Consider the following 18,188-nt stretch of genomic DNA (forward strand, 5'->3'; position numbering starts at 1 on the left):
AAATCGGTCTGGAATTTTACTCTCAGCCTTACGGGCATTGGCGCTTTTGGTGCCCATCACGACCGCAATCAGGCGCATCTGACCTTCAGTGGCGGTACTGACCAGGCTGTAACCCGCGTTGTCTGTGTGGCCGGTTTTCAGGCCGTCAACATTGAGGCTTTTGTCCCACAGCAGGCTGTTACGGTTAAACTGCTCAATACCGTTGTAACGGAATGATTTTTCTTTATAGATGGCAAACTCATCCGGCACATCACGGATCAGACCCTGTGCCAGCAAGGCCATGTCATAAGGCGTGGTGTACAGTTTGTCGTTGTCCAGACCGTGTACATTGGCGAAGTGTGTTGAATCCATGCCCAGCGATTTGGCCCAGCCATTCATCAGATCAACGAACGAGTCTTCTGAACCGGCGACATGTTCAGCCATGGCCACACAGGCATCATTGCCGGACTGAATAATAATGCCGCGATTAAGGTCAGCGACTTTTACTTCGCTGCCTACTTCAATGAACATTTTTGATGAGCCCGGGAAATTTTTTGCCCAGGCATTTTTGCTGATCACAACAGTATCATCCATAGAGATGTTACCGCGTTTGATTTCCTGACCGATCACATAACTGGTCATCATTTTAGTCAGGCTTGCAGGTGGAATCTTATCGTATTCTTGTTGCCCGGCAAGAATTTTGCCTGAATGGTAATCCATCAGGACATAACCTTTAGCGGCTATCTGCGGGGCTTCTGGAACGACGGCGGGCGCCGCGGCCGCTGAAAGACTAGTCAGTAAAGCGGTTGAAACAGCGACAGAGCGAAAAAATGCAGCAGATTTATTCATGATATATGTTACTTGGGTTACGGATATCAAAAAATTGGAACCACTATATCAGATTGAGCTTGTTTAAACAGTTCTCAACCAGAGGAATAGTGGTTCATTGAGGAATCTTGTGAAATTTTTACATTCTTTTGTCAGACTTTGCCCTGACAAATTAGTTCAATTCACGTTGTTCTGAAACGACAAAGGCTTCCGGGAATTGGCTCGCCCTGGCTTTATTTCTCTGTATCTCGGCTTCACCTGAGTCGAGGTACGGACCCAGGCGAAGCCGATAGACGGCAGCGGACTCGGCTTTTTTGACATCCACCTGGGTATTTAACTCTGATTTGAGCTTCTGGGCGGCGAGCTGGGCTTTATTGAGATCACTGAAGGCCGCCAATTGCACAAAAAACCATTTGGGATTTGCGCTTTGCCATTCCGCGGTTGAATCTGGCTGGGGCATCTGCAACAGCTCAATTTTGACTGGCGCCGTACCGTGACCCACCACGTCCAGTTTGGTGGCTGCTGCCATACTGAGATCTATGATACGCCCTTCATGGAACGGGCCGCGGTCGTTGACCCGGACAATGGCACTTTTGCCATTACTGGTATTGGTGACTCTGACATAGCTGGGTAACGGCAAGGTTTTATGCGCTGCTGTCATTGAATACATGTCATAAATTTCGCCGTTAGACGTTTTGTGACCATGAAACTTTTTGCCGTACCATGAGGCCAGCCCTTCTTCGCTAAAAGGCTGCTCGGCCGAGACAATGGTGTAGGCCTGGCCTCTCAGCGTGTAATCCTTGTTGCCGGCCAGACTTTTGGGCTCGTACCTTGGCTGTGCATCTTCAATGTGATCCAGGGTAGGGGAACGCTCTGGCGCGCGGTCATCTTTTATCTGATAGCGATCTGAGTGAGTGGTGCTGCACCCTGCCATGAGCAGGGTGACACTGAGTGAAAAAGCGAGTGATTTGGACACTGTGTGCATCAGTTAGCCTTGGACAACATTTTTCTGTGGGTGTGGATAGACATCAGGATACCGAAACCTGCCATCAGGGTGACCATGGAGGTACCGCCGTAGCTGACCAGGGGCAGGGGAACACCGACCACAGGCAATAAACCACTGACCATGCCAATATTGACGAATACATAAACAAAAAAGCTCAATACGATACTGCCTGCCATCATACGGCCAAAGGCGGTTTGTGCCCGGCTGGCCAGCAGCAGCCCGCGGCCGATCACGAACAGATACAGGGCCAGCAGGCCGATGACCCCGGACAATCCCCATTCCTCGGCGATGACGGCAAAAATGAAGTCGGTGTGACGTTCCGGTAAAAACTCCAGCTGTGACTGGGTGCCGTGGAGCCAGCCTTTGCCGGTAATACCGCCCGAGCCAATGGCAATTTTTGACTGAATGATGTGATAACCCGCACCGAGTGGATCAGACTCCGGATTAAACAGTGTCAGCACCCGGGTGCGCTGATAATCGTGCATCAGGAAGAACCAGAGCACCGGGATGAACGCACCGATCAGCATGCCGGCAAAAATAATAATCCGCCAGCTGATGCCGGACAGAAAAAGCACAAATACCCCGGATGCGGCGATCAGGATCGATGTGCCCAGATCGGGTTGTTTGGCAATAAGAATGGTTGGCACGAAAATCATCAGGGTTGCGATGATGATATTTTTCAGGCTGGGGGGCAGCGGGTGGTTTCCGATAAAACGGGCCACCATCAAGGGGACGGCCAGCTTGATCAATTCAGAGGGCTGGAAACGGACGACGCCCAGATCCAGCCAGCGTTGTGCCCCTTTGGAAATTTCGCCCACCAGCAGTACTCCCACCAGCAGCAGTAAGCCGACCCCGAACAGATAGGGCGCCCAGGCTTCATAGTGGCGAGGGGCAATCTGGGCCAGGATGAACATCACCGCCAGAGACAGCAGCATACGGACCGCCTGGCGTTCCATCATGTCAAGGTTCTGGCCGCTGGCACTGTACATGACGACCAGGGCGAATCCCATCAGCGTCAGGATCCCCAGTAATAAAGGAACGTCGATATGCAGGCGATCACTCAAGGTGGCTTTGCTGCCTGCCGCTGCCATGATACTCATTGCGAAACCTCAGCCAATGTCGATTTATCTTTGTCATCGTGATTAAGCAGCATATGGTCGAAAATCTGCCTTGCGACCGGACCGCCATTACTGGAACCGCCGCCGGCATTTTCAAGCACCATTGCCACTACGTATTCAGGGTGCTCAAAGGGGGCAAAAGCGGTGAACAGCGCGTGATCTCGCAAATGTTCTTCAAGCTCTTCGGCATTGTATTCTTCATCTTCAGCCAGGCCGAAAACCTGGGCTGAACCGGATTTGCCGCCAGCCTTGTACTCTGCGCCATAGAAAGCGCGTCTTGCTGTGCCGCGACTGCCATGCAGTACCCGGTACATACCATCTTTGGCGACCTGCCAGTATTTCGGATCGACGCCGGTAATGGGCGGGAAAACTTCATATTTGGCGGGGGTTTCACCGTCGGCATCCATGATACTTTTCAGCAAATGCGGTGCTCTGACGACGCCGTCATTGACCAGCACTGTGGTGGCTTTAGCTATCTGCAGTGGCGTCGATGTCCAGTAACCTTGTCCGATCCCGACAGGAATGGTGTCGCCCTGATACCAGGGCTGGCGGAAACGGGCCTGTTTCCATTCGCGGGTAGGCATGTTGGCTTTGCTTTCTTCCGCAATATCAATCCCGGTATATTCACCGTAGCCAAACTTGCTCATCCACGTAGACAGCCTGTCGATCCCCATGTCATAGGCAATCTGATAGAAAAAGGTATCGACTGACTCTTCAATGGCTTTGTGAATGCTCACTTTACCGTGACCCCAGCGCAGCCAGTCACGGAATGGCCGGCTGTTGGTGTTCGGGATTTTCCAGTAGCCAGGATCGTTGCGTGTCGTCCGTGTGGTGATAACGCCTTCGGCTAAAGCCGCCACAGCAATCGCCGGTTTGACGGTGGAAGCCGGCGGATAAATCCCCAGAGTAACCCGGTTCACCAGCGGCCTGTCTTTGTCATTGAGTAATTCGCTGTACTGTTTCGAAGAAATGCCATGTACGAACAGATTCGGGTCATAACTCGGGCTGGACACCATAGCGAGCACGGAGGAATCTTTCGGATCCATCACCACCACAGACCCCCGCTTCACCTTGGTGAATTCTTCGCCGGTTTCCGGGTCGATTTTCTTTTCAGTCAGCAGCTCTTTCACATACAGCTGCAAGCCAATATCCAGATTCAGGCGCAGATCTTTGCCTGGCACAGGCGGTACATATTTCAGGGTGCGGATAATACGGCCGCGGCTGTTGACTTCGACTTCCTGGTAGCCTGAGGTGCCGTGCAGCAAGTCTTCATAGTATTTTTCAATGCCCAGCTTGCCGATATCCCGGGTGGCCTTGTAGTTGTTCAGGCGATCTTCCCTGTCCAGCATTTCTAAGTCCCTGTCATTGATTTTGGCAACATAACCAAGGACATGGGTGAGCGCGTCACCGTAAGGGTAGTAACGTTTCAGGTAGGCTTTAACCTCAACACCCGGAAAACGGTGCTGATTAACGGAGAAAAGGGCGACTTCTTTTTCGGTCAGCTGGTTACGCAGCGGCACAGAGTTAAAACGCCGGGTACGACGACGCTCTTTGTCAAAGCGCTCAATCTCTTCCTCTGTGATCCCCAGCAGCGATTTCAGACGGCCAAAGGTATCATCCAGATCCGGGACTTTCTCTGTGACCACTTCCAGCGAATACACCGGCCTGTTTTCGGCCAGTAATACGCCGTTGCGGTCGTAAATCATGCCGCGGTTAGGCGAGACGGGAACAATTTTGATGCGGTTGTCATTGGAGCGGGTCTGATAATCTTCAAACTCACGAACCTGAATGTGATACAGGTTCGCAATCAGTACACCAATCAACGCAAAGATACCGACAAAGGAGAAGACAGCTCGTCTGAAAAACAGAGACGATTCGGCCTGATGATCCCGGATCTGAAGTCGCTTTCTGCGCATGCCGTTTATTCCCTGTGGTATGGGTGGTTGGCTGTGATGCTCCAGGCCCGGTAAAGGCTTTCGGCCATCACAATACGCACCAGCGGATGTGGCAGCGTTAACGGAGACAGGGACCAGCTTTGCTCAGCAGCGGCTTTACAGGCCGGCGCCAGACCTTCGGGTCCGCCAATCAGTATAGACACATCCCGGCCGTCCAGTTTCCAGCTTTCCATCTGATCGGCCAGTTGTTCTGTGTCCCAGCGTTTGCCCGGAATATCTAAGGTGACAATGCGGTTGCCTTTGGCAACGGCAGCCAGCATGGCCTCGCCTTCTTTTTGCAGAATGCGGGCAATATCAGCATTTTTACCCCGTTTGCCGGCTGTAATTTCAATCAGCTCCAGCGGCATATCTTTAGGAAAACGGCGGCGGTATTCCTCAAAGCCGGTTTCTACCCATTTAGGCATTTTTGTGCCGACCGCAATCAGTTGCAACTTCATCCGTCAGTTAGCCCCAAAGCTTCTCCAGTTGGTAAAGCTGACGCGCATCTTCTTGCATGATGTGCAGCATGACGCTTCCCAAATCAACCACGACCCACTCAGCGTCTTCTTCGCCACTGATACCAAAGGGTGGGAAGTCTATCAGTTTGGAAGCTGTGTTGACATTGTTTGCAATCGAAGCGACGTGGCGGTTTGAAGTACCGGTACAAACGACCATGAGATCAGTAATGCTGGATTTGCCGCGAACATCCAGAGTAACTATGTCCAGGGCTTTCATGTCATCAATTTTGTCAATGATGAAGTCGTGTAGTTCTTGTAGCTGCAAAGGGGTCTCCCTCAATTCAGTCTTCTCTTGTTATTAGAGTCAGGTGAGCCGATCGGGTTCACATTTTAACGCTGGAGTATACCATGCTCAATTCTGGCTGACGCTTGCATGGTGCCGTGATGTACAGATTTTTTGAGCATCAGCCAGTTTTAACAATAATTTGCCAGCGGCGTCAGTGTGACTGTAAAGGTAAGCCCTTACTTAGCCCGCACATCATGGCGCATAATGTGCTTAAGCCGGGCCAGACACTGGTGTCATAGTCAGTTTTAGCCAGGCGTTCAAGCTGGCTGAGTTGTTGGATTGCTTTTAGCAGGGCAGGTAAGGGCAATCGGTGCAAGGCACCCACATAGAGTTCACGCCGGTTTTGCCACACCCGAAAATTTTCGAGGATCCGGTTCAGGGGAATTCCCTGCTTACCCATTTCCTGCATGCGGTACAGCTGGGTCAGTTCACGTTGCAAGGTACGCAGAATAATAATAGCTTCCACCCCTTCGGCTTCGAGCTGGCGCACAATGCGCTGACTGCGTTTTGCCTGACCGGCCAGTAAGGCATCCAGCAGCTGAAACGGGGTGTAGTGGTTATGGCGGCTGAGCGCTTCCTGAATCCGGGGCACGGTCAGGGTGCCGTCAGGATAAATCAGGGTGAGTTTGTGCAGGCTCTGTGCCAGTGCCAGCAGGTTACCTTCATGCCACTGCGCCAGGATCTGTATGGTTTCTGCATCGGCATTCAACCCCAGTTGCTGACAACGTTGCTGGATGAAGCGGGGCAACTGACGGGCGTCAGGCGTATTGCAGGGCACATACATCCCCTGAGCCGTGAGCGCTTTAAACCAGGCGCTGCTTTCTTGTTTTTTATTGAGACGCGGGCCCTGCACCAGCAGCAGGATATCCGGGTGTAAGGCATCAATCACCGTTTGCAGTGATTTGGCCTGAGCCGCCGTGATACCGCTGTCTGGCATGGTCAGTTCGATGATCTGGCGTGAAGAGAACAAACTCAGCGCCTGGCAATTATCCAGCACTTCATTCCAGTCCAGCTGATTATCTATGCTGTAGCTGTGGCGCTCGAGAAAACCGGCCTCTTTGGCCTGTTGCCGCACCCGGTCAGCCGTTTCCTGTAACAGTAAAGGTTCGTTACCAGCAAGCAGGTAAGCGGAGGATAACCCCTGTTTTAACCGCTCAGCCAATTGTTCCGGGTAGATCCTCATTGCGCCGTGCTGTCCATGGTGTCGAACATCCGATCTGCGGCCTGTTTATCGGCATCGGTTTCTGTTTCAATGGTGGTGACACTGCCGCTGGCGTCGCTGGCAGGACGTTCGGCATCGTCAGAGTCTGACTGGTTCAGATCGGCGGTCAGACGGGCAAGCTGACGCATAATCTGGCGCGAAGCCTGCTGGCGCATTTCATCGAGCAACATATCGCGTTCCACCGACTTTGCCAGTGCGGTTAACGGGTTATCCAGAAAGCTGCGGTTCACTTTGGTGGTAAAGCGCTTGGCCCCTTTTTCAGGCACCACCACCTGATAGCTGACGGTATAAGTCAGTTCGTATTCGGCGGCACGGCTGTTCTGGTACAAGGATAAGGTGCGTGAGCCCTGAGATTCACTGATCAGATGCAGATTGGGCACCTGAGACGATGGCGGTACGGCTTCAATACCGTGCAGTTTGAACTGGGATTTCACCATACGGGTCAGAGGGCCGTATTTATCAAAGCTGGTCAGAGACAGGCGGGCAATATCGTCGGGCAGCATGTAGTTACCACGTAAATGGAAGCCGCATGATGCAGTGGCCAGCGCCAGTACGACGACAAAGACCAGACGGAAACGGGACAGAAGAGATGACGCTGCGCTCACCGTGTCTACTCCTTAGTAACAAATTCAAGAGTGAAAGAGAAAACGCCTTCCCACTGGGAAGGCGTTGTTGGTATGCCTGTTAGTTGGCAACAATGTTCAGCAGCTTGCCCGGTACGTAAATCACCTTACGAATGGTTTTATCGTCGGTGAATTTGGTGACGTTCTCGTCTGACAGTGCCAGCGCTTCTACCTGATCTTTGCCGGCATCTGCCGCGACAGTCAGCTTGGCGCGCAGCTTGCCGTTAACCTGAACTATGATGAGTTTCTCATCTTCCACCATGGCTTGGTCATCGGCAACCGGCCAGTCTGCATGATCCACCTTAGACTCACCCAGTGCATGCCACAGCTCAAAGCAGATATGCGGGGTGATTGGGTACAGCATACGGACCACCGCTTTCAGCGCCTCGTCGAGCAGGGCGCGATCCTGGGCGCTGTCTTGCGGCGCTTTACCCAGCTTGTTCATCAGTTCCATGATAGCTGCGATAGCTGTGTTGAATGTCTGACGACGGCCAATATCATCGCTGACTTTGGCGATGGTTTTGTGCACATCGCGGCGCAGCGCTTTCTGATCGGCGTTCAGTGCTGAAGCATCCAGTGCTTCGACCGCACCTTTGGCGGTATGTTCAAAGACCAGTTTCCAGACACGTTTCAGGAAGCGGTTGGCGCCTTCCACGCCAGACTCCTGCCACTCCAGCGTCATATCGGCCGGTGAGGCGAACATCATGAACAGACGAACGGTATCCGCACCGTACTTATCAACCATTTCCTGCGGGTCGATGCCGTTGTTTTTCGACTTCGACATCTTGGTCATGCCGGAGTGCACCAGTTCGTTACCTTGCTCGTCAGTGGCTTTGGTAATGCGGCCTTTTTCGTCACGCTCCAGCGTCACCTCTGTTGGCGATACCCAGACTTTGGCGCCTTTGTCACTGGTGTAGTAGAAGGCATCTGCCAGCACCATACCCTGGCATAACAGCTGTTTGAACGGCTCGTCGCTGGTCACCATACCGCTGTCGCGCAGCAGTTTGTGGAAGAAGCGAGAGTAGAGCAGGTGCATACAGGCGTGCTCAATACCGCCGATGTACTGGTCAACCGGCAGCCAGTAGTTGGCGGCATCAGAGTCCAGCATTTCGTCAGCTTGCGGTGAACAGTAACGCGCGTAATACCAGGACGATTCCATAAAGGTGTCGAAGGTATCGGTTTCACGCAGCGCCGGTTCACCGTTAAAGGTGGTTTCTGCCCAGCTCTTGTCGGCTTTGATCGGGCTTGTCACACCGTCCATTACCACATCTTCCGGCAGGATCACCGGCAGCTGATCGGCAGGGACAGGGTGGACTTCGCCGTCTGGGGTGGTAACCATAGGAATCGGTGCGCCCCAGTAACGCTGGCGGGAAACCCCCCAGTCACGCAGGCGGAAGTTGACGGTTTTCTTGCCTTTAGCTTCGGCTTCCAGCTTGGCGGCAATCGCATCGAACGCCGCCTGGAAATCCAGACCGTCGAATTCGCCCGAGTCGAACAAGACGCCTTTTTCGGTGTAAGCGGCTTCGCTGACATCCAGTTCGCTGCCGTCGGCCGGCTTGATAACCGGGACGATATCCAGGCCGTATTTGGTGGCGAATTCAAAGTCGCGCTGATCGTGGGCAGGGACCGCCATCACGGCGCCTGTGCCGTAGTCCATCAGCACGAAGTTCGCGACGTAAACCGGCACGCGGCGGCCATTGAGAGGGTGAACGGCATACAGGCCAGTGGCCATGCCTTTCTTCTCCATGGTAGCCAGTTCGGCCTCTGCCACTTTGGTGTTCTTACACTCTTCAATGAAGGCAGCCAGCGCAGGATTGTTCTTGGCAGCCAGATCAGCCAGAGGATGACCGGCGGCAATGCCGACGTAAGTCACTCCCATTAGGGTGTCCGGACGTGTGGTATAGACTTCCAGCGGCGTGTCCTGGCCTTCAACGGCGAAGGACAGCTCAACACCTTCAGAGCGGCCAATCCAGTTGCGCTGCATGGTTTTGACCATCTCAGGCCAGCCTTCCAGGTTGTCCAGATCGTCCAGCAGTTCCTGGGCGTAGGCTGTGATTTTAATAAACCACTGCGGAATTTCTTTTTGCTCTACCGGGGTATCACAACGCCAGCAGCAGCCGTCTTCAACCTGCTCGTTGGCCAGCACTGTCTGGTCATTCGGGCACCAGTTGACGGAAGAGGTTTTCTTATAGACCAGGCCTTTGTTATACAGCTTGGTAAAGAATTCCTGCTCCCAGCGGTAGTATTCCGGGGTGCAAGTAGCAAACTCACGGTTCCAGTCGTAACCAAAGCCCAGTAATTTCAGCTGGTTCTTCATGTAGTCGATGTTTTCGTAAGTCCACGGCGCCGGGGCGGTGTTGTTCTTCACCGCGGCATTTTCTGCTGGCAGGCCGAATGCGTCCCAGCCGATTGGCTGCATCACATTCTTGCCCTGCAGGCGCTGATAACGGGAAATCACATCACCGATGGTGTAGTTACGCACGTGACCCATGTGCAGACGTCCACTTGGGTACGGGAACATGGAGAGACAGTAGAATTTTTCTTTATTAGGGTCTTCACTTACAACAAAGGTTTGGTTGTTGTCCCAATGTGCTTGAACTTTAGGTTCAATGTCCTGTGGACGGTATTGTTCTTGCATCGATGACTTCCGGAATCGTTGTGAGTTAATACAAACACAGTCAAAATAATCGACATAGAATAACTAAAGGTAAAGGTAGCAACAATAGCTGAGGCCGAATAGGCCGGTTATTATCATCATTCAGCCACGGATTGCCCGTGCCGGACTGGTTACTGACCCGGCACTATGTGTCAGGGTGCCTATGTCCGGCGGATTAAGCCTAGGAGAAACTCACATGGCTAAAGAAAAAGATGCGTATGAATCCATGTTGGAAGAGATCACGGAAGCCCTCAAGCATAGCCCTGATGAGCTGAAACATTGGATTGATACCAGTGAAAAGTATCGCACCGCGGCCAGTGACATGACCAAAGATGAACTGGCGCTGATCCGTGCGTATTTCAAACGGGATCTGAAAGAATTCGGGCAAAACGTGCAGGAAAGCCCGACCCCTTTCTCTGAAAGCCCGTTTTACAAACTGGTGACCGAGACGATTTGGGAGGGGCTGGCTGAGGTGACCGATAAGACCCAGCTGGAATGGTTAGAGGTCATGGACGATATCAAGCATCAGGGCATCTATAAAGCCGGTGAAGTGGTCGGCCTGGGTAATCTGGTCTGCGAGCAGTGCGGACATCATGAACAGTACACGCACGTGCGGACGATTGAGCCCTGTACTAAGTGCGGGCACACCCAGTTCACCCGTCAGCCTCTGGCGCCGTAAAACAGCTGCCGCTGACAAGCGACAGGGAGCTGGTTGCTCCCTGTCTGGTTGGATCTGCGTTTGATTTAATGGACGCCTTCTTGCGGGGAAGTGTCCCTGAAATCGCCCCGGCGGCGTTTAATCAGCAGCCAGGAAACGGCAACGGACCAGAGTAAATACAAGTACAATGGCCAGCTGCCCAGCGTGGTGTAGGGTGTCAGGCCCTTGGTCGGGGTTACAGTGGCACGCAGTACGCCGGTTTCGAACTGTGGCAGCTCTGCAATGATTTGACCCTGGTGATCAACAACGGCTGTCACGCCTGTGTTAGTGGCACGCAGCAAAGGTTTACCTGTCTCCAGAGCCCGCATCTGGGCGATTTCCATGTGCTGATGCGGGCCAATCGAGCGGCCGAACCAGGCGTCATTGGACAAGGTCAGCAGCATGTCAGTGTCCATACCCACATTCTGGCGAACCTGCTCGCTGAAGGCGATTTCATAGCACAGAGCCGGGGCCAGCGCATAACCTTTGGCTTCCAGATTAGTCTGGACAAAACTGCCGCGGCTGAACGATGACATCGGCAGATTGAAAAACGGAGCAATCGGGCGCAGTAAATCACCGAAAGGCACAAATTCACCAAACGGCAGCAAATGGTGCTTGCTGTACCGGCTGGCGCTATCGTAGTGATACTCACCGTCACGGTTGACACCCAGCGTCAGTATATTGTTGAAAAACTCACCCTGTTCGGTTTTATCAAGCACACCTGTAATCACAGCACTTTGATTTAAACGGGCGGCTTCATCGAGATGACTGAGGAAGGTCTCTACCTGTTTTTCCAGGGCGGGAATTGCCGCTTCCGGCCAGATGATAATATCGGCATCCCAGTTTTCTCGGGTGAGATCTAAATATTTCATCAGGGTTGGCCAGCGCTGCTCAGGCTGCCACTTCAGAGCCTGCGGGACATTGCCTTGCACCAGCGCGACCTTGACCGGTTTGTATGGTTCAGGCTGAACCCATTCAATGCCTTTCGCCTGATACGCCAGCAGCAAGACCAGTACCGGCACGCTCAAGGGGCGCCAGTTGCGGTAATAACCGGCGGCGACCAGCGCGCCACAGCTCAGCACCAGTGCGAGCGTCAGACCTTCAACCCCCAGGATCGGCGCGAAACTGGCCAGCGGGCCGTGAATTTGCCCGTAACCCATCCACAACCAGGGAAAGCCGGTAAACAACCAGCCTCTGACCCAGTCCAGCAGCAGCCAGAAAACCGGCCCCAGCAGCATCAGCTGGTGGAAAGGCCTGCCCTGACCGAACCGGGCAAACAAGGCGCCAAACACAGCAGGGTAGAGCGCCAGATAACCGACCAGCAGCACCATCAGGAACAGACCGGCAATCACGGGCATGCCGCCAAAGTCGGCAATGCTGACATGGACCCACCAAACACCACTGCCGAATAATCCTAACCCCCATGACAAACCTGTCCAGAAGGCGGTTTTAGGGCGTTGATTCTGCAGCAGGGTAAAGAAAATAATCAGGGAGAGCGGGGCGAGGTACCAGAGCTTATAAGGGGCGAAAGACAGGGTTGCCAGTGCGCCGGAAGGGACGGCCAGTAGCAGCCGTCCTGTCAGGTTTAGATTGTCGATTCGTCTCATCAGGGCGTCATCGTTGGTTGGTGTGCCTCCTGCGGCACTGTCACTTGTAATTGTATGACCCGGCGGCTGTCTGCGGCGGTGACTTTGAACGCATAGCCTTCCAGTTCGACCACTTCACCACGGGCAGGCAGGTGACCAAAGCTGGTCATGACCAGTCCGCCTATGGTGTCGATATCGTTAGCACTGAAGTTGGTCTGGAACAGTTTGTTGAAGTCATCGATAGTGGTCAATGCCTTCACATTCCAGGTGTGCTTACTGAGCTGACGGATGTCCTGTTCTTCCTCGTCGTCGAATTCATCTTCGATTTCACCAACGATTTGCTCCAGAATATCCTCAATGGTGATCAAGCCGGATACGCCACCAAACTCATCGACCACTATGGCCATGTGGTAGCGTTCTTCCCGAAATTCTTTCAGCAGGCGATCGACCCGCTTGCTCTCCGGCACAACAACCGCCGGGCGCAGAATGGCGCTGAGGTCAAATGGCTCGCTGTCCGGGCGCAGGTAGCGCAGCAGATCTTTAGCCAGAAGAATGCCTTCAACGTGGTCTTTATCATCACTGATGACCGGATAGCGCGAGTGCTGGGCATCAACAATGATATCAATGAGGTCTTCAACCTTCTGTGAACGCTCTATGGTGGTCATTTGGGAGCGGGGAATCATGATATCCCGAACCCGCATCTCAGAAATCTGGATCACACCTTCGAGCATGTCGCGTGTGTGATGATCAATCAGATCATTTTCTTCGGAATCACGGATCACATCGACCAGTTCTTCCTTATTCTGAGGTTCGCCCTGAAAGAGCTGGCCAATACGTTCAAAGAAGGTCTTTCGACTCGGACCGTCAGAATTTTGGGGGTTATCGTCGTTCATTGCTTTCTATTCAAATATGTGGACAGAGCCACGGAAGGTCGGCGTCGCCACAGGCGCAGCCGACAGTATCTTAGCCAAAGACAGCCACAAGCTGATGTTAGTATTGGTCAGCTTCGTAAGGATTGGCAAACCCTAAACCTTGCATTATCTCGGTTTCCAGGGCTTCCATTTCTTCGGCTTCTTCGTCATCAATATGGTCATAACCTAGCAGATGAAGTGAGCCGTGTACAACCATATGTGCCCAGTGGGCAAACAAGGGTTTACTCTGCTCCAGAGCCTCACTTTCAACCACCTGACGACAGATAATCAGATCGCCCAGCAGCTCCAGTTCCACACCCGGAGGCGCTTCAAACGGGAAAGACAGCACATTGGTCGGCTTGTCTTTGCCCCGGTATTCACTGTTGAGCGCCTGACTTTCGGCTTCATCAACCAAGCGCACAGTCACTTCGGCTTCGGTTTGAAACGGGCTCACCGCTGCTTCCAGCCAGCGCTGAAAGTCAGCCTCAGCCGGCATGCCACTCTCATCAGCGGTGGCAAGCTGTAAATCCAGATAAATAGCCATCTGTAAGGTTATTCCGTTTCAGGGCTGGCCTGACGCGCTTCCTGTTGGTCGCGACGGCGTTGTTCAGCCAGTTTTCGTTGTTTCTGATCTTCGCTCTCCCAGGCTTCATACGCCTGGACGATACGAGCCACCACAGGGTGACGTACTACGTCAGTGGCCTGGAAGAAGTTAAAGCTGATTTCATCCACATCGGCCAGCACTTCAATGGCATGGCGCAGCCCGGATCGCGCCCCGCGCGGCAAGTCGATCTGGGTCACATCCCCGGTGATCACGGCACGTGAGTTAAAGCCGATCCGGGTCAGGAACATTTTCATCTGCTCTACGGTCGTATTCTGGCTTTCATCAAGAATAATGAAGGCATCGTTCAGTGTCCGGCCGCGCATGTACGCCAGCGGTGCCACTTCAATGACATTACGCTCAATCAGTTTCTCTACCCGCTCAAAACCCAGCATTTCGAACAAGGCATCGTAAAGCGGGCGCAGATACGGATCGACCTTCTGGCTCAGATCTCCCGGCAGGAAGCCCAGTTTTTCACCGGCTTCCACGGCAGGGCGGGTCAGCAGAATACGGCGGATTTCCTGGCGCTCCAGCGCATCAACCGCAGCGGCAACCGCCAGGTAGGTTTTCCCCGTACCGGCAGGACCAATACCGAAGGTGATGTCGTGACCGACCATATTGGCAATGTACTGCGCCTGGTTCGGTGTCCGCGGCTTGATGACGCCTTTCTTGGTCTTGATGTGAATTTCTTTGCCGTAAGGGATGCTTGAACTCACATCTTGCTCCAGCACACCCGATTCTTTAATGGTCAGGTGAATGTGCTCAGGCTCAATATCCGGGATCTGGTTGCGCACTGGTGCGGTGTCAACATACAGATTCTTAAGGATATTGGCGGTGGCTTCGGCAGTGTGTGGCTGACCGACAATGCTGAAATTGTGGCTGCGGTGGTTAATTTCAACGCCCAGACGGCGTTCCAGCTGCTTGATATTGTCGTCGAAAGGACCGCAAAGGCTGGCCAGGCGGTGGTTATCGGCGGGTTCGAGATTCAGTTCAACAGTAATAATTTTGCTCAAGATTTGCCTCTCTGTGGGCCACCCACTGTGACGGGTGGCCGGAATAGTTGGGCACAGGCAGAAATTTCTGTCCTCTTATTAAGGAGTATAAACGCCTACACCTATTTCATCTTCTTTACGGGTTTTCTCCATGACCTCGCTGGGGGACATGGCAATACGCAGGTTCATGTCGGCTTCAGTGCGGACAAGCTCACCACGCAGGGAATTGTTGAAGACATCTGTGATTTTGACATCAACAAATTGGCCGATCAAATCCACTGAACCTTCAAAGTTCACCACACGGTTGTTCTCAGTCCGGCCGCGCAGCTCCATGATGTTCTTTTTCGATGGCCCTTCCACCAGAATGCGCTGTTCAGTGTCCAGCATCTGACGGGAGTAGCGCATTGCCTGCGCATTGATCTGCTGCTGCAGTTCATACAAACGCGCTTTCTTCACGTCTTCAGACAGATCACAAGGGTAATCGGCCGCCGGTGTCCCCGGACGGGCTGAATAAATGAAGCTGAAACTCATGTCAAAGTCGACATCGCGGATCAGTTTCATGGTGTCCTGGAAGTCCTGATCGGACTCACCCGGGAAAGCGACGATAAAGTCGGAGCTGATAGTGATGTCCGGACGGGCTTTACGCAGCTTGCGGATCTTCGACTTATACTCAATGGCGGTATGAGGTCGCTTCATCATTGCCAGGATACGGTCGGAACCGCTCTGAACCGGCAGGTGCAGGAAGCTGACGACTTCCGGCGTGTCTTCATAGACGGCAATGATGTCGTCGGTGAACTCAATCGGGTGGCTGGTGGTATAACGAATGCGATCGATACCGTCAATCGCTGCCACCAGGCGCAATAACTCAGCAAATGACGCGATCTCGCCATCGTGTGTCTCACCGCGGAAGGCGTTCACATTCTGGCCCAACAGGTTCACTTCACGCACGCCTTGCTCTGCCAGCTGAGCGATTTCAAACAGCACGTCATCAAGCGGACGGCTGACTTCTTCACCGCGGGTGTATGGCACCACACAGAAAGTACAGTATTTGGAACAACCTTCCATGATAGACACGAACGCAGTCGGGCCTTCGGCCCGTGGTTCAGGCAGACGGTCGAATTTCTCGATTTCCGGGAAAGAAATGTCCATGACCGGCGCATCGGAAGACTGAGATTTGCTGATCATTTCAGGCAGACGGTGCAGCGTCTGCGGACCAAAGATCACATCGACATAGGGAGCACGGTGCCGGATGGAATCCCCTTCCTGAGTGGCGACACAGCCGCCCACGCCAATCACCAGGCCGGGTTTTTTGTCTTTCAGCGTTTTCCAGCGGCCCAGCTGGTGGAAGACTTTTTCCTGTGCCTTTTCGCGAATAGAGCAGGTGTTAAGTAGCAGTACATCGGCTTCTGCTGGTTCTTCTGTTAATTCATAACCGCCATTGGCGTTGAGAAGATCGGCCATCTTGGATGAATCGTATTCATTCATCTGACAACCCCAGGTTTTGATAAGCAGTTTCTTCGCCATGTCTAACTCTTCACTCGTAGTGTTAATTCAGTGCATTTACGTTGCGTTTGCAGCGTCAGAGATCGCCTCTGGGGCCGCCTTAAATTGCAAGCCGCGTATTGTACTGCTTTCGACACGGCGTGACCAGATCATCCATGCTGATTATAAAATCAGCAGCAGGCGCACCTCTGGCCGGTGGCAATTGGCACAGATCAAGCTTCAGTACCAAAGATGGCAGAAAAGCGAGCGCAGAAAGTGTTGAGTGTAGTAAACCCGCGTAAAGCCGTTAGAATGTCGGCAGAGTAATGAGATGAGATACCTGCATGGAACAGTTTGATATTGTGATTGCTGGCGGCGGCATGGTGGGTGCGGCAGCAGCATTGGGAATGGCCCGGCAGGGACGCAGAGTGGCGGTGATTGAAGGTCAGCCTCCGGTGCCTTTTGACGCCGCTCAGGAGATGGATCTGCGTGTGTCAGCCATTTCTGCTCAGTCGGTCACCCTGCTGAACCGCCTGGGGGCATGGCCACATATCCAGGCCATGAGGATGTGTCCTTTCCGGCGTCTGGAAACCTGGGAGCACCCGGAATGCCGCACCCGGTTTCATGCCAGTGACCTTGGCTTAGCTGAGCTGGGCTTTATGGTGGAGAACCGCTTGATTCAGTTGGGTCTGTGGCAGGCGTTTGACGCTTCTTCCAATCTGTCACTGATTTGTCCTGCCCGTTTAGCGCATTTTCAGCGTGCTGATGAAGGGTACCAGGTCACACTGGATAACGGTCAGGTGCTGCAAACCCGCTGGTTGGTTGGGGCCGATGGTGCCAATTCCCGCGTTCGCCAGCAGGCCAATATCGGCATTACAGCCTGGGATTATCGTCAGCATTGCATGCTGATCAATGTTGAAACCGCGCTGCCCCAGCAAGATATTACCTGGCAGCAGTTTACGCCGCACGGCCCTCGTTCTTTCCTGCCGATGACGGGTCACAACGGATCGCTGGTCTGGTATGACAGCCCGCAGCGGATCAAACAGTTATCTGCCATGTCGGCGGAGCAACTGGAAAAAGCGGTGCGGAGTGAATTTCCTGCTGAACTCGGTGCGGTTCGTGTGCTGAACAAAGGCAGTTTTCCGCTGACACGGCGCCACGCCCAGTCTTACTATAAAGACGGGATCGTTTTACTGGGAGATGCCGCGCATACCATTAATCCGCTGGCGGGGCAGGGAGTGAATCTCGGCTTTAAAGACGTCGATGTGCTGCTTGATGAAATGGCGCACGGTGGAGAGCTCTGGTTCGAAGAGCCGGTTCTCCAGCGCTACCAGAGGCGGCGCAGACCCGATAACCTGATGATGCAGACCGGGATGGATGTGTTTTACTGTGCCTTCAGCAATGATCTTAAACCCGTTGCCTTGCTGCGCAACCTGGGTCTTAAGCTGGCCGAGCATACCGGACCGCTGAAACATCAAGTGCTCAAGTATGCGCTAGGGTTGTAAGCTTTTTGTTTTTATTCGATTTTATAAGCCACCACAGTGTGGCTTTTTTTACTGCGTGTGAAAAGAGACGCGTTGGAGCAGGCTGTGTTTTTCAGGTATAAAAAAACCAGCCAAAGAGCTGGTTTCTTAACAGATATTACTGCGAGTAGTACCTGAATGTTTTACAACCCCTGTTTAAACAGGAAGTTGGTGCGGAGGGAGAGACTTGAACTCTCACGTCCTTGCTGACACTGAGCCCACTGAC

The 18,188-nt window shown here is 53.2% G+C and carries 16 protein-coding genes; 2 read left to right on the plus strand and 14 right to left on the minus strand.

Going from position 1 to position 18,188, the window contains the following annotated elements; translation table 11 throughout:
- From P0Y67_RS20140 to leuS, 9 genes are all read right to left on the minus strand, one after another.
- Positions 1-828, minus strand: an 828-nt coding sequence (locus tag P0Y67_RS20140; RefSeq protein WP_342393286.1) for a D-alanyl-D-alanine carboxypeptidase family protein, incomplete at its 3' end; no start/stop codon positions are given.
- 151 nt (positions 829-979) lie between these two features.
- On the minus strand, positions 980-1,792 hold the full coding sequence (locus P0Y67_RS20145) for a septal ring lytic transglycosylase RlpA family protein (protein ID WP_342393287.1): 813 nt from the start codon (positions 1,790-1,792) through the stop codon (positions 980-982).
- A complete protein-coding gene (gene mrdB, locus P0Y67_RS20150; protein ID WP_192014588.1) occupies positions 1,792-2,913 on the minus strand; it encodes a peptidoglycan glycosyltransferase MrdB in 1,122 nt (373 codons plus the stop codon). The genes P0Y67_RS20145 and mrdB overlap by 1 nt, the downstream gene beginning before the upstream one ends.
- Entirely contained in the window at positions 2,910-4,847 is a 1,938-nt protein-coding gene (gene mrdA / locus P0Y67_RS20155) for a penicillin-binding protein 2 (RefSeq protein WP_342393288.1), read from the minus strand. The genes mrdB and mrdA overlap by 4 nt, the downstream gene beginning before the upstream one ends.
- Positions 4,848-4,852: 5 nt before the next feature.
- The gene (gene rlmH / locus P0Y67_RS20160; protein ID WP_192014590.1) at positions 4,853-5,323 is read right to left on the minus strand and encodes a 23S rRNA (pseudouridine(1915)-N(3))-methyltransferase RlmH; all 471 of its coding nucleotides are present in this window, start codon (positions 5,321-5,323) and stop codon (positions 4,853-4,855) included.
- 7 nt (positions 5,324-5,330) lie between these two features.
- Positions 5,331-5,648: a ribosome silencing factor gene (gene rsfS, locus P0Y67_RS20165; protein WP_337112976.1), complete on the minus strand. Its 318-nt coding sequence runs from the start codon at positions 5,646-5,648 to the stop codon at positions 5,331-5,333.
- 172 nt (positions 5,649-5,820) lie between these two features.
- Entirely contained in the window at positions 5,821-6,852 is a 1,032-nt protein-coding gene (gene holA, locus P0Y67_RS20170) for a DNA polymerase III subunit delta (RefSeq protein WP_342393289.1), read from the minus strand.
- Positions 6,849-7,496, minus strand: coding sequence for an LPS-assembly lipoprotein LptE (locus tag P0Y67_RS20175; RefSeq protein WP_342393290.1), 648 nt, complete (start codon positions 7,494-7,496; stop codon positions 6,849-6,851). Before P0Y67_RS20175 ends, holA begins: the two co-directional genes overlap by 4 nt.
- A gap of 79 nt (positions 7,497-7,575) precedes the next feature.
- Entirely contained in the window at positions 7,576-10,152 is a 2,577-nt protein-coding gene (gene leuS, locus P0Y67_RS20180) for a leucine--tRNA ligase (protein ID WP_342393291.1), read from the minus strand.
- A 214-nt stretch (positions 10,153-10,366) separates the two neighbouring features.
- Here leuS and P0Y67_RS20185 point away from each other — a divergent pair, with 214 nt between their 5' ends.
- Complete coding sequence (locus P0Y67_RS20185) at positions 10,367-10,849, plus strand: zinc ribbon-containing protein (protein WP_027253806.1); 483 nt, start codon at positions 10,367-10,369, stop codon at positions 10,847-10,849.
- 65 nt (positions 10,850-10,914) lie between these two features.
- Here P0Y67_RS20185 and lnt read toward each other — a convergent pair whose 3' ends face one another.
- From lnt to miaB, 5 genes are all read right to left on the minus strand, one after another.
- Positions 10,915-12,474, minus strand: coding sequence for an apolipoprotein N-acyltransferase (gene lnt / locus P0Y67_RS20190; RefSeq protein ID WP_342393292.1), 1,560 nt, complete (start codon positions 12,472-12,474; stop codon positions 10,915-10,917).
- A complete protein-coding gene (corC, locus tag P0Y67_RS20195) occupies positions 12,474-13,346 on the minus strand; it encodes a CNNM family magnesium/cobalt transport protein CorC (RefSeq protein WP_027253808.1) in 873 nt (290 codons plus the stop codon). The genes lnt and corC overlap by 1 nt, the downstream gene beginning before the upstream one ends.
- Before the next feature lie 97 nt (positions 13,347-13,443).
- Entirely contained in the window at positions 13,444-13,908 is a 465-nt protein-coding gene (gene ybeY / locus P0Y67_RS20200; RefSeq protein ID WP_342393293.1) for an rRNA maturation RNase YbeY, read from the minus strand.
- An 8-nt stretch (positions 13,909-13,916) separates the two neighbouring features.
- Positions 13,917-14,981, minus strand: a complete 1,065-nt coding sequence (locus P0Y67_RS20205; protein ID WP_342393296.1) for a PhoH family protein — start codon at positions 14,979-14,981, stop codon at positions 13,917-13,919.
- Positions 14,982-15,056: 75 nt separating this feature from the next.
- Positions 15,057-16,481, minus strand: coding sequence for a tRNA (N6-isopentenyl adenosine(37)-C2)-methylthiotransferase MiaB (gene miaB / locus P0Y67_RS20210; protein WP_342393294.1), 1,425 nt, complete (start codon positions 16,479-16,481; stop codon positions 15,057-15,059).
- Positions 16,482-16,783: 302 nt separating this feature from the next.
- Here miaB and P0Y67_RS20215 point away from each other — a divergent pair, with 302 nt between their 5' ends.
- Entirely contained in the window at positions 16,784-17,944 is a 1,161-nt protein-coding gene (locus P0Y67_RS20215) for a 2-octaprenyl-3-methyl-6-methoxy-1,4-benzoquinol hydroxylase (RefSeq protein ID WP_342393295.1), read from the plus strand.
- Positions 17,945-18,188: the final 244 nt, after the last annotated feature.

It is taken from the genome of Photobacterium sp. SP02 (assembly GCF_038519165.1).
In the GTDB taxonomy this organism is placed as follows: Bacteria; Pseudomonadota; Gammaproteobacteria; order Enterobacterales; family Vibrionaceae; genus Photobacterium; species Photobacterium halotolerans.